This window comes from Yeosuana marina, from assembly GCF_011762485.1.
Taxonomy (GTDB): domain Bacteria; phylum Bacteroidota; class Bacteroidia; order Flavobacteriales; family Flavobacteriaceae; genus Yeosuana; species Yeosuana marina.
This window is the reverse complement of the sequence record NZ_JAAKGI010000001.1, coordinates 129,560-142,641: the sequence shown is the minus strand read 5'-3', so window position 1 is coordinate 142,641 and position 13,082 is coordinate 129,560. Positions and strand designations below refer to the sequence as shown.

Annotated in this window: 8 protein-coding genes; 3 read left to right on the top strand and 5 right to left on the bottom strand. The window is 33.4% G+C overall.

Annotated elements, in window-relative coordinates; all coding sequences use genetic code 11:
• Positions 1-13: 13 nt before the first annotated feature.
• Entirely contained in the window at positions 14-604 is a 591-nt protein-coding gene (locus G5V56_RS00535) for a carboxymuconolactone decarboxylase family protein (protein WP_166959666.1), read from the bottom strand.
• A 69-nt stretch (positions 605-673) separates the two neighbouring features.
• Between G5V56_RS00535 and G5V56_RS00530 the strand changes: the two genes are divergently transcribed.
• Complete coding sequence (locus tag G5V56_RS00530) at positions 674-1,684, top strand: dipeptide epimerase (RefSeq protein ID WP_166959663.1); 1,011 nt, start codon at positions 674-676, stop codon at positions 1,682-1,684.
• A gap of 6 nt (positions 1,685-1,690) precedes the next feature.
• Complete coding sequence (locus tag G5V56_RS00525) at positions 1,691-2,719, top strand: aminotransferase class I/II-fold pyridoxal phosphate-dependent enzyme (protein WP_166959660.1); 1,029 nt, start codon at positions 1,691-1,693, stop codon at positions 2,717-2,719.
• Positions 2,720-2,771: 52 nt separating this feature from the next.
• Here G5V56_RS00525 and G5V56_RS00520 read toward each other — a convergent pair whose 3' ends face one another.
• The 4 genes from G5V56_RS00520 to G5V56_RS00505 form a co-directional block, all read right to left on the bottom strand.
• The gene (locus tag G5V56_RS00520; RefSeq protein ID WP_166959657.1) at positions 2,772-4,256 is read right to left on the bottom strand and encodes a SusD/RagB family nutrient-binding outer membrane lipoprotein; all 1,485 of its coding nucleotides are present in this window, start codon (positions 4,254-4,256) and stop codon (positions 2,772-2,774) included.
• 14 nt (positions 4,257-4,270) lie between these two features.
• Entirely contained in the window at positions 4,271-7,318 is a 3,048-nt protein-coding gene (locus G5V56_RS00515; protein WP_166959654.1) for a SusC/RagA family TonB-linked outer membrane protein, read from the bottom strand.
• Positions 7,319-7,562: 244 nt separating this feature from the next.
• On the bottom strand, positions 7,563-9,041 hold the full coding sequence (locus tag G5V56_RS00510) for a SusD/RagB family nutrient-binding outer membrane lipoprotein (protein ID WP_166959651.1): 1,479 nt from the start codon (positions 9,039-9,041) through the stop codon (positions 7,563-7,565).
• Between the two features lie 11 nt (positions 9,042-9,052).
• Positions 9,053-12,202, bottom strand: coding sequence for a SusC/RagA family TonB-linked outer membrane protein (locus G5V56_RS00505; RefSeq protein WP_166959648.1), 3,150 nt, complete (start codon positions 12,200-12,202; stop codon positions 9,053-9,055).
• A 125-nt stretch (positions 12,203-12,327) separates the two neighbouring features.
• On the opposite strand from G5V56_RS00505, the gene G5V56_RS00500 reads away from it, so the two are divergent.
• Complete coding sequence (locus G5V56_RS00500; RefSeq protein ID WP_166959645.1) at positions 12,328-13,077, top strand: DeoR/GlpR family DNA-binding transcription regulator; 750 nt, start codon at positions 12,328-12,330, stop codon at positions 13,075-13,077.
• Positions 13,078-13,082: the final 5 nt, after the last annotated feature.

Genomic DNA, 13,082 nt, shown 5'->3' with positions numbered 1-13,082 from the left:
TAAGTTGAATAATTTATATATGTTTCCCTTTCTCCCAACCATGTTTCCCAAGATACTGTTCGCCACTTTCAACCGCACCTTCTTCAATAGAGGTTCCCATAGAATCGTTCCAACGGTTTAAATATCCAAACAATGAAATCACACCCAACATTTCAACTATTTCGCCTTCATTCCAATAGTCATATAACCGTTTTTTAATATTTTCATCTACGGCATTAGGAACTTGAGACGCAGCCAAACTAAAATCCAATGCTGCACGTTCGGCTTCATTAAAAGCAGGATGAGTTCTGTATTCCCAAATGTTATCCAGTTGCTCTTGCTCGGCACCGTAACGTTCCGCGGCTCGTATAGCATGCGCCTGGCAATAGCGACATCCAGCAGAATTACTACTTACCCAGGCAATCATGCGTTTTAAAGCTGAAGTTACGCGGCCTTCATTTGCCATTACCGCTTTATTTAAATTAATAAACGCTTTAGAAATCGCAGGTCTACGTTGCATAGTTAGTACTGAATTGGGACAAAATCCCAGGGTTTCATTAAAGAATTCGGAAAGTTTTTTGGTTTCTAAATCGTGGTCTGCAGAAAGAGGTGTAACTAGTGGCATAAATTCAAGTTTTCGTTATAATCAAAGGTATAATTTTATTAACTTTCACGTATAATTAAAACATATTTTATGGAGGTTATTTTAAGACCATTCGAACTAAAATTAAAACACACGTTTACCATTTCAAGAGAGTCTTACAGTGTGCAACCTAATTTAATTGTTGAACTAAAAGATGGAGAATTTTCAGGCTATGGAGAGGCAACTTCGAACCCATATTACGGAATTACGGTTCAAAAAATGATAGAAGCCATTGAGCCTCTTAAGTCTAAGATTGAAGCTACTAAGCAGAGTACGCCAGAAGAATTTTGGGATGCTATGTATCCACATTTAAAGCATAATATGTTTGCATTATGCGCGTTAGACTTAGCTTACAACGATTTATATGCTCGTAAAAAAGGCAAAAAACTTTATGAGCTTTGGAATTATGATATTTCAAACAATCCGTTAACAGATTATACCATTGGAATTGATACCATCGATAAAATGGTTTCTAAAATGAAAGAGTTACCATGGCCTATTTATAAAATAAAACTAGGAACCAAAGAAGACATTAAAATAGTTACCGAATTACGTAAACATACCAATGCTATTTTTAGAATTGATGCTAATTGCGGATGGACTGTTGATGAAACCATTAAAAATGCCGTTGCTTTAAAAGAACTTGGTGTTGAATTTTTAGAGCAACCCATGAAAGCAGATGATTGGGATGCACATAGAGAAGTATTTCAAAAATCTGTATTACCGGTTATTGCTGACGAAAGTTGCCAGATTGAAGCCGATGTTGCTAAATGTCATAATCATTTTCATGGTATTAATGTGAAGTTGGTAAAATGTGGCGGTTTAACGTCTGCAAGACGTATGCTTAATCATGCGAAAGATTTAGGAATGAAAACCATGGTAGGGTGCATGACAGAATCGTCGGTTGGGATTTCGGCTATAGCACATCTCCTTCCGCTTTTAAATTATGTTGATATGGATGGCTCTTTATTATTAGCAGAAGATATTGCCACAGGAGTCACTATTAAAGATGGTGTTGTAGGATATAGTTCTTTAAACGGAACCGGGGTTTCTTTAATTTAACGCTACATGATTGTTGAAAATTTCCCTGATAGAACCATACAAGTTGAAGGAAAAGAATATTTGTATTTTGGTGGAACCGCTTATTTAGGGCTTTCAACAAATGCTAGCTTTTTAAAGATTCTTACTCAAAGTATTACTAAATGGGGGTCTTTTTATGGGAGTTCGAGAAGCTCGAATATTAAATTATCTATTTTTAATACGGCTGAAGCTTTTTTTGCTGAACAGATTGGTGCTGAAGCTGCTGTAACCACATCGTCTGGAACACTAGCTGGTAAATTGGTTTTAGACTATTTATCTCAATCTGATTATACCTTTTATCACTATCCAAAAACGCACCCTGCTATTTTACATCCTAATAGTTTGCCTGTATTTGTTAATGGTCAATTACATCCAAATTTACGTAACACGACCAATGAAAATATTGTTATTACCGTTGATGCTGTTTTGGCATTAGAAGTAGAACCAACATCCTTTGATTTTTTAAATAATATTTCTTCAGAAAAAAAGGTAACCCTTGTGGTTGATGAATCTCATAGCTTAGGAATTTTTGGAAAACAAGGGCAAGGAGTTTTTAGTAGTATTTTAAGTGAGAAACTAGAAAGGAAAATAATGGTGTCTTCTTTGGGAAAAGCTTTAGGATTATCAGGAGGGATCATCGCATCGGATAACGATTTTATTGATTCCATAAAAAACGAAATTCTTTTTATTTCGTCATCTTGTGCGAATGCAGGCTACTTAGAAGCCTATTTGCAATCTCAAGATTTAATTCATCAACAACAGAAAAAGCTTAAAGAAAACTTAGCCTTTTTGTTTGATGATTTTAAACCAAAAGAACGTTTTAAGTTTAGTAAAAACTATCCGGTTATTTACTGTAATGAAGACGGTTTTTATGATTATTTATATAAAAACAACATCATTATTACCAACTTTAAATATCCAAATTATGAAGGCTTTATGAGCAGGATTGTTATTTCGGCCAATCATACTCAAGAAGATTTAGAAATCTTGAAGCATGCTTTAATACATAGATTATAATAAAAAAACCCGCTTATTATAATAAGCGGGTTTTTATTTAACAAATTTCTATTTAATCAGCAGTATTCCACCAAACAGGAGTTGTTAATCTTACATACGGATCATTATTTGGCATGTTTTCATAATTTCTGTCTTCTTCATTATATTCATATACCATAGCTTGAATCCAATCATCATCATTTGGAAATATATCAAGGTTCACATTGTCTGGACGTTGTAAACCAGGATAAATATCAGAGCTATAATCCATTCGTCTCATATCTACCCAAGTTTCAGGGTTTAATACATTAGCTATATATTTTTGAACCATGATATGAGATAGACTGATATTGGTTGTTCCAACTTCTGTGTCCAATAAATTTAAATATGCAGTTTTCGCTGCAGAATCAACACCAAGTTTGTCTAAATCAGCTTGAACACCTTCTTTAAAGGCAGAATAAGCTCCTGAAGGATCATTGCTTCGTAATTTTGCCTCAGCTTCAATAAACTTCACTTCACTAAAGTTTATCATATCTGTTGTTGAATTAGGACTTGTATAGAATCCTCCATTCCCTAAAGAATAATCATCACTTGGGTTGCCATCTAACCCTCTGCCAGTTACAACACCATGATAGCCGCCGTTTACTGCTTCGGGAACAATAATTGTTAATCTAGGATCCTCAATAGGAACAGCAAGATTTAATGGATTTTTTAGTAATTCAACAAAGAAGTTTGAAAAATAATCAAATCTTGATGAGCCATAGCCACCTACTGCAAATGGTTGGATATCATTTGAAGAAGGACCTCCACCATAAGTTTTTTGAGCATTTTCAGCATTAGAACTAATGGCTAATTGACAAGCTGTAATTATAGCCTGAGCATCATAAGAAGATTTTTTACTTAAATGATTTAAGTATCGCGCTTTTATTGCATAAGCAAATTTTTTCCATTTTGCTTGATCACCTGCATAAAGTACATCACCTCCTTCTTCGTTTAATGCGATTGGGCTCGATTCATCCAATTCTGCAATAGCTTCATCTATATAATCAAAAATGGCTTGATATACTTGTTCTTGAGTTGCGAATTTTGGTGTTATATTCATAGAAGAAACACCATCGTAAGTGTCATCTAAAACAATATCACCATATTGGTCTGTTGTCATTCCTAATATATAAGCTCTAAGAATTTTACCAACGGCAACAAAATTAGGAGCATTATCTCTTTTTCCTAAAACAATTAAATCTGCTGTATTTGGTAATGAGTATACATAGGCATTTTGCCAAAGGAAATAACGTCCTGTGGTAAATTCATTACTCCAAGTCTCAGAGTAATAATTAGCAACATTTTGAGAACCATATTGTGTAACACCTAATACCTCACGACTACCTCTGTATTGAGCTTGAGCCGTTGTGTTTTCAATGGCTCCTTGAATTCTGTACTGAGGAGGCAAGGAAGAGGTTGTAGGTTGTGTTTCAGATCCGTTTACATCAAAATAATCATCACTGCACGAAACAGTTATGGTTAATAATGTTAGTAGTAAATATTTGTATAATTTCATAATTTATAATTTTTTTAGAATCTAACTTTTAAACCAAAATCAAAACCTTTTGTATTAGGTGTCCCTAAATTATCAATAGCCATAGACCCTGCACCAGAAATTCCAGCACCAAATGTATTTACTTCAGGATCAACCCCACTATAATCTGTTATAGTAAATAAGTTTCTTCCTGTAACGTAAAGCTCTAACGATGATAAAGACATTTTATCAAGTATTGTTTTAGGGAAATTATAAGCTAAGGTTACATATCTTAATCTAGCAAAAGAACCGTCTTCTATAAAATTTTCAGAATTTCTATAGTAATAATTTTGATAGAAAGCTTGATCCATTGGAACTGCAACGGTATTGGCAGCACCATTTACATCAACACCTGGTAGAACGATAGTTTCATTTCTGTTTAGAGTTTGTTTACTAAGACCATAATATTGTAATGCAGATTCAGTAGCGTTATACACATCGAATCCTTGAACAAAATCTAATAAAAAAGATAAACGGAAATCTTTATATTTTAACGTATTTGAAATCCCTAATGTCCAATCAGGCATACGATCTACATTATCATATGTTTCTTGCACTAGTGTTGGTAGTCCATTAGAATTAATAACAACGTCACCATTGTCATTTTTTTGAGGTCTGTAGCCTCTTAAGCCAAATAGCGAGCCATCTAAAATAGCAGCACCAGCAGCGGTACTATTAAACGTCCAAGAATCTGATAAATAAACTTCGTTAAGGAAACCAGGTAAATCATTAACTTTACTATTGTTAACACCAAAATTAAAATCAATATTCCAAGAAAGTGCTTTACTAGGTGGTAATACTTTAACAGAAAGCATTGCTTCTACACCACTGTTAGTTATAGATCCTCCATTAAGTGTTGCATAAAATGTTCCTGTTGTAGGAGGGACCCTGATATCTCTTAAGATTTGATTTTCAGATTTACTGGTATAATATGTAAAATCAAAATTCACTCTACTTTCAAAGAAACGAGCATCAAGTCCTATTTCAAAACTTCTTGTAAACTCAGGTTCAAGATTAGGGTTTCCTACATCAACTCCATTCCAAGTATATGCTGAACTTGCTAATGAGTTTATATTAGTTGACAGAGAGCTTTCTAATGCTCCAATAGGAGCATCTTTTCCTACTTTAGCCCAAGTAGATCTTAGTTGTAAATAGGATAATCCATTTGGAGATGTAATATCATGACCACCTTTTTTGAACAAATCCGTTATTACTGCGGACATACCAACTGATGGATAGAAAAATGATCTTTTATCTTTAGGAAGTGTAGAACTCCAGTCATTTCTTCCAGTAGCTGTTAAAAATAGTGCGTTTTGCCATCCTAATTTTAACTCGCCAAATACACCTACAATACGTTTTCTAGTTATTAGCTCAGAAATACTTTGATCTTCCTGCAAAACATTTCCAATACTATATATTCCAGGGGCTTGAAAACCTAAACCACTAGTATAAGTTGTTCTAATATCTAATTCTTCAACAGAGTTTCCTAATAGAGCATTTAAAGAAAAATCTTCCGTAATATTTTTTTGATAGGTTAATAAAAAATTAGAATTTAATCGTTTACTATCTTTTTCAAATTGACTAATATAACCGTTTTCTCTGTTGTCAATAAGAGAACCATCTCCAGTTACTTTTTTGTTGTATTCGCTAAAATTATCAATTCCTAACTTATAGTTAATATTAAAGTCGTTTAAGAAATTGTAATTTAAACTTATAGCACTTATTAAACGCTTAACATCATCTGTGTTCGGACTATTTTTTATACTCCAGTAAGGATTATCGAACTGTTGATCTAAAAAATAACTTTTTTGAGAATTATCAGCATTTAAATAGTCTTTCGCATCAATATTACTAGGATATGATAATAAACTTAAAAAACTACCACCTGAAGCATTTCCTTGTTTTGTGCTATTTATTTTTGTGGTAATATAGTTTCCATTAATACCTAACGTAAGGTTATCAGTAATTTTAGATGATGAATTAATTTTAAACGATGTTTTATCATAGCTTGTGCTTTCTATAACGCCATTTTGTGAAACATCTCCAATAGAAAAATATAAGTTACTTTTATCGTTACCACTAGAATAGCTTACGTTATGATTTTCTGTAACAGCAGTGGTATAAAAATCTTTTATATTATTAAATTTAGAACCAGAAATTGGATTTCCCCAAGATAAATTGGATTCAGGATTAATAGTTGTTCCTGTGGTGCCAACAATTTGAGCGCCTTGCCCATATATTTGTTGGATACTTGGAGTTCCCAAAACATTATCAATTGATAATGATCCAGAGTAAGTAACCTGGCTAACACCAGCTTTCCCTTTTTTTGTGGTAATAATCACGGCGCCTTCAGCAGCTTGAATTCCATATAATGCAGCAGCAGCAGGACCTTTAAGAACAGAGATGCTTTCAATGTCTTCTGGATTGATATCTGAAGCTCTATTGGTACTTGCAACTTCTAAACTTGAACTTGTTGAGTTATCTATAGGAAGACCATCAACAATAAAAAGAGGTTGATTGTTTCCTGTAATAGAAGAACCTCCACGAATCATAATAATTGCAGAAGAACCAGGAGCTCCACCAGAATTTACAATGGTTACACCAGAAACTTTTCCTTGTAAACCATTAACCATACTATTCTGATTACCTTCCATTAGGCCTTCAGCTTTTACGGCTTGTACTGCATATCCAAGAGATTTTCTCTCTTTTTTAATACCTAATGCAGTAACTACTACTTCATCAAGTTGACCAGCATCTTCTTCTAAACTTACGTTTAATGAAGTTCCGGTTACAGTAACTTCTTTGGCTTTAAAACCTAAGAAGGAAAAAATTAATACATCACCTTGATTTGCAGAAATTTTATAATTTCCATCAAAATCAGTTGAAGTTCCATTGTTAGTACCTTTTACTTGAATATTTACACCAGGTAACGGAACACTTGACGCGTCTGTAACCTTACCATCAACTGTTATGTTTTGAGCAAACAAAACACTACATGCGGCTGTAAAAAAAACGAGAAAAGAGAGGGTAGTTTTTTTTTTCATATGGATGAGTTTGAATTATTAGTTACTCAAAAATAATAAAAATTTGCGGTTTATTGCATTATTTTGCATGTTTTTGCATTTTTTATGATGTATTTTTAATTTTTTGCTTGTTTGGGTATTAATATTTAGGAATTAAGTTTAATAAAAAGAATATTTAATTATTTATGAAGGCGTATAAGTATTTACAAATAAAAAAAACCGCTTAATTTATTAAGCGGTTTTTAAAATTAAACATTATTATTTTTTATTGTGCCCACCAAACACTTACGGTAGGTTCTTCTTCATAATCAAATGCTTTTGGATTAGCATTCTTCTCAGATGTTGGATAAATAGCTCTTCTAAACCAAAGGCCGTCATAATCATCTACCACATCATCTAGATTTAAACGAATCGCTAAATCTTTAAATACATCAGAAGAGAAATCGTATCGTCTTAAATCATTATAAGTTTCAGCATTTAAGTTATTAGCAATATATTTCTCTTTCATAATATGATTTAACATTAACCCTGCTTCACCAACATCTACAGATGTATCTGCCATATAATCAGTGCCATCAACTCCAATTTGATCCATACTGGCTGATATACCTGCCATATAAGCATTATAGGCCTCTGTTGTAGATCCTGTGCTAGTGCTGGTTCCTCCATCGGATAAGAACGCAGCTTCAGCCTTAATAAACATAGCTTCTGCATAGGTAATTAAAATTAATGGAGATGTAGAACTGGTATAGTAACCCCCTTCTTTAAAGAATGTATTAAGAGGTTCTCCATCCGAAGAATCGCCAATTCCACCATTCATACCACCTCTCCATGGGTCTCCTGGATCTCCTTCGTTTTGATAGATTTCATGAAGTCTAGGGTCTTCAGTTATAACACCGCTTTGGAATGGATACGATGTGCCATTCATCATGCTAACTATTTGATCATTAGGCGCTACAAAATAGTTTCCTGTTTGTCTCGTTAAAATAGATCCTTGATACCAAGGATTTAGCTCATTTTCTGGATATACCATCATGAAGTTATCATCGTTAGAAGTAAATCCATTTGCTATTGATGTAAGTACATCATTAGGAGTTGTAATTCCTTTTTGAACTAAATGAAGCTGAAAACGTGCTTTAAGTGTATACGCAGCTCTGAGCCATTTATCAAAATCACCTCCATAAATAAGATCTTCGCTTCCCATATTAATAAAAGAATTGTCTGGTGCTTCAAGAATGTGAATAGCTTCATCTAAAAGAGAAAAAACACTATTGTAAATTTGTTCTTGAGAATCAAAATCAGGATGAGGATATTTAGATGACTGTCCTGCCTGTGAGTAAGGAATTTTATCCCACATATCTGCAGCTAAACCAATATTAGCGGCCTCAACTATTAAGGCAACAGCTCCATAGTGTAAAGCTCCTTTTTCATTAGCCTTATCTTTTATTAACTTTAGATTTGGTAATACCCTTAGGTATATATTACTCCAAGTTGAAGCCATTTCAGATTTACCCGCCGCACTATAACCGTAGCCTCCAAAATATTGACTGTAATTTCCAGCAACAACAGAAGCGTAGTATTGAGCCAACATTGTATTATACAATACAGGACCCATGAGATCTTTCATATCTAGTTGATCTAAAGGCACAGAATCAACGGGAGTATTTATATCAAAATACTGATCGTTACATGCTGTGAATCCAACAACTATTACAAATAAATATATTTTTAATATTTTTTTCATTTTCATTTTTTTTAAAATCCAATTTGAAGACTAACACTATAATTCTCTGTCAATGGTATTCCTTGACCAGAAAAACCATAAATACCACTACCAGCTGAAAAAGTACTTCCTTCAGGATCATATCCATCGTAAGGTGTCCATAGCAAAATATTGTTAGCACTTGCACTAACCGAAATACTACTTAAATTTAACTTTTTCAAAAGGACATTCGTTAAATCATACGATAAGCTAACGTTACGTAATTTAATCCATGAGGCATCTTGTAAAATATTTTCAGCTGCTCCAGTATATCTTGACCAGCTTCTGTAGTAACCTTCATCTAAATTTACTTGCGTTGTATTTGGAATGTAGTTTCCTGGATTGGCAGGATCTTCCATGACTCCATCAAACACATAATCACCAGTTCTAACTCTATATTCTGTTGCAATACTAGTACCTCCTCTTAACATTTGGCGTCTGGCCCAACTATATTTGTCACCTCCTTTTTTCCATTCAAGTAAGAAATTAAAGCCTAAATTTTTCCATTTAAAATTAGTTCCGATGGAAGTAATAAAATCAGGAAGTGCGTTACCCACTTTTACATAATCATTGTCACGATCTAAAGTAGGGTATCCGTTACTATCAAGATAAAGTTGTCCTTCAATATATTTTAAGTTGTATCCATACATACTTCCCATTTCGTCACCTTCTTTTACTCTTGCAAAAATTTCTGGACCACCATCTCCGTAATAGTTAATATTGTCTATATCATCTGGCAAGTCTATAACTTTACCTTTGTTAGTTGAGAAATTCCAGATCAATTCAAGAGAAGTGTCTGCAGTACTTAATATTTTACCACTTACTAACAACTCATGTCCCCATGTTTTGTAATCCCCTGCGTTTGTAACATAAGAAGATAAGCCAGTTGAATAAGGAACCGAAGTATTAAAAATTTGACTGCTCACTTTTGTAGTATAATATGAATAATCGATACGAATTTTATTTTTGAAGAATCTTAAATCTGTACCTATTTCAATACCTTTAGAACTTTCTGGAACCATGTTTACATCTCCAGCTAGAGTTGATGAGGCATAACCTCCAACACCTCCAAAAGGAAAACCATCTGCTGGATATATTAATTGGCCAACTTGTCCAAATTGTGGACCATTACCAACTTCGGCGTAAGAGGCTCTAAGTTTACCAAAAGAAAGGATATCATTATCTATTAAAATATCTTCAGTAAAAACATAAGAAGCACTTATAGAAGGGTAGAAGAACGAACGATTCTGTTTTGGTAATGTAGAAAGCCAGTCGTTTCTACCTGTTATGGATAAGAAAAGTTTATCGTCATATTCTAATTTTAATTCACCAAATACACCTACAGTTCGTTGGTGGTTTATGCTGTTCGAATTATCCCTATCAGTTGTATTACTAATATGATTAAAATATGGAAGATTAAAATTTTGACCATACATTCTATTGTAAATACGTTTTTTATCTAGAATTTGATTACCAACCATGAGTGAGGTTGTAAATTTTTCAGTCCAGTCCTTTGTGGCAGTAGCTATTAAGTTAGATTCTAATCCTGTAAAGTTGATGTTTTCATTAACTATAAAACCGTTTACTTGCGTTCCAGAATCTAAGTCGGCAGAAACAAAACGATTTCTAAGATCAGAATAATTATCAACTTGAGCTTTATAATTAACATTTAACCAATCTTCAGGAGCCCAATTAAAATTAACATTTCCTGTCCATCTATTTACTTCATCCTCTAAAGCACTTCTTTCAGCATAATATCTAGGGTTGTCAATAATGCCATGAGAGAAATCTCTTTCCGATCCATCAGCATTTTGATAATCATTAACAGGAAAACTCCAAATAAAATAAGCTAGTGAACTCATTATTGATTTATCACCGCCATTTGCTCTTCTTCCTCCAGATTTGGAATAATTTATAGAAGAATTTAATTTAAAATTATCTGTAATTTGATAACCTGCACTTAATCTCATATTTATTTTCTCATAATCTGAGTTTGGAATCGTGCTTTTTTCCTTTTGATCTCCTAAAGATAAATAGTAATTCATTTTTTCAGTGGCTCCAGAAATGCTTAGGTTTGTTTCTGTGTTAATACCTGTTTTAAAAATATCCATCGGATCGTAAAATTTATCATTTGATAAATCTACTACAGTACCATCATCTAATGTATAAGAATCAGCAGATAACTCAGGACCCCAATTGTAAAATACGGTACCTCCCAATCTGGTAAATCCAGTTTCTGTTTCAGGCGTATATAATTGTCTTGGCGCTCCGTTATATCCTTCGCGATATGTTTTTTGATACTCTGGAGTTTTAACAACATTTCTAAAAGTGGTTGAAGTTCTCAGTTTGATTTGAGCCTTTCCTTCTTTTCCTTTTTTAGTTGTAATTACAATAACACCATTAGCGGCCTCAACACCATACAACGCAGTCGCGGCACCACCTTTCAAGACACTTATTGATTCTATATCGTTGGCATTGATGTCACCTGCACGACTAGTAAATCCAAATTGATCAAAACTTCCTGGGGAATTTGATCCTGCGCTTGGCAAAATGTTACCCGAAAAAGTATCATTGTTAAGTGCTACTCCGTCTAAAACAATAAGGGGTTGGTTATTTCTACCTGGTGCTATTGATGTAATACCACGAATTGAAATATCAGCTCCTGCACCAGCTCCACCAGAATTTTGGTTGATTTGAAGTCCGGCCACCTGACCTTGTAGTGCGGTTATACCATTCATTTGACCAGATAGATTAAGGTCTTCTGCTTTGACTTGAGAGACAGAATAACCTAATGATTTTTCTTTCTTTTCAATCCCAAAAGCAGTAACGACTACTTCATCAAGTTGACCAGCATCTTCTTCTAAACTTACGTTTAGAGAAGTTCCAGTTACAGTAACTTCTTTAGTTTTAAATCCTAAAAAGGAATAAACCAGTACATCACCTTGATTTGCTGAAATTTTGTAATTTCCGTCAAAATCAGTTGAGGTTCCATTGTTAGTACCTTTTACTTGAATATTTACACCGGGTAACGGAACACTTGACGCGTCTGTAACCGTACCGCTAACTGTTATGTTTTGAGAAAACAATACACTACATGCAGCTGTAAAAAAAACAAGAAAAGAGAGGGTAGTTTTTTTTTTCATATGGTTGAGTTTGAATTATTAGTTATCCAAAAATAAAAAAATTTTGCACTTTTTTGCGTGATTGTGCATTTTTTTTGCAAAATTAACTTGATTGTCGCATATTTATAAAATATTATGTAAGAATTATGTTAAAACAGGAAAGACATCAAATAATTTTAGATAAGTTAAAAATTAGTAAAAAGGTGTTGTCAGGTAAGTTAAGTGAAGAATTATTGGTTTCAGAAGATACCATTCGAAGAGATTTAAAAGAGCTAGAATCTAAAGATTTAATTTATAAAGTTCATGGAGGCGCTTTAATTAAAGATAATAGAGTATTGTCTTATGATGAACGAAGTGTTGCTGACATTAACGAGAAAAAGGAGATCGCAGAAAAAGCTGTAAAATTAATTAAGGACGGCCAAGTTATTATTATGAGCGGTAGTTCAACTAACCTGGAACTAGCTAAAATTATACCACCAGAAATTAATGCTACTGTTTATACCTATAGTATTCCCATTGCTGCACAACTATCGCATCACCCTTCAATAGAAGTCATTTTTATGGGTGGTAAATTAAATAAAGCCGCTCAAGTAACAGTTGGTATCGATTTAGTAAACTTTATATATAATATTAGTGCAGATATTTGCTTTATTGGGACAGAAGGTATTGATATTAGTCGGGGTTTAACAGAACCAGATTGGGAGGTTTCACATATCAAGAAAAGTATGATACATGCCTCAAATTATGTGGCAGTTATGTGTATTAGCGATAGAATAATGTCAGTAAAAAGACACTCAGTCGTACCTATTCAAAAAATTGACGCTATTATTTCTGACATTGATCCAAGTGACCCTATTTTTAATGACTTTAGAGATTTTGATTTAACAATTATTTAATTTAA